Below are 455 nucleotides of genomic sequence, written 5' to 3'. Positions count from 1 at the left end.
ACCCTATACATTGGTTTGGCATCGGTGCAGGATAAAATCGGCGATTTTCTCGTTTATGATTGGCGTGCACCGATTAGCGGAATCTACTACAACGGAACGCTCGGTGCCGTGACGTATCCCACGCCAATGGGTGAACAAGAAGCCGAATTGCTCAAGAAGCGTCAATTTACGATTGAAGATGCGCAAATCGTTAACATGTTTGATACCAATGAAACCGTTGGCGATGAAATGTTGCAATATGCTTTGGGACAAGAAAATGATTTGACCATGCGCAATATTGTGGCGACGATTCAACAAGAACAAAATCAAATTATTCGTGACACGACCAGTGATTTGCTGGTTGTGCAAGGTGTGGCTGGATCTGGAAAGACATCTGCAATTTTGCAACGTATCGCGTTTTTGCTGTTCCACGCGCGTGAAGAGTTGAATTCTGACCAAATTGTACTGTTCTCACC

At 44.6% G+C, this 455-nt stretch carries 1 pseudogene; it reads left to right on the top strand.

The features are described from left to right. Nucleotides 1-24: 24 nt before the first annotated feature. A pseudogene (locus tag KH400_RS21030) lies at nucleotides 25-455 on the top strand (RNA polymerase recycling motor HelD); the annotation flags it as partial.

The sequence above is a fragment of the Desertibacillus haloalkaliphilus genome (assembly GCF_019039105.1).
Lineage (GTDB): Bacteria > Bacillota > Bacilli > Bacillales > KJ1-10-99 > Desertibacillus > Desertibacillus haloalkaliphilus.
Note: the sequence above shows the minus strand (reverse complement) of the source record. Positions and strands in the feature narration are given on the sequence as shown.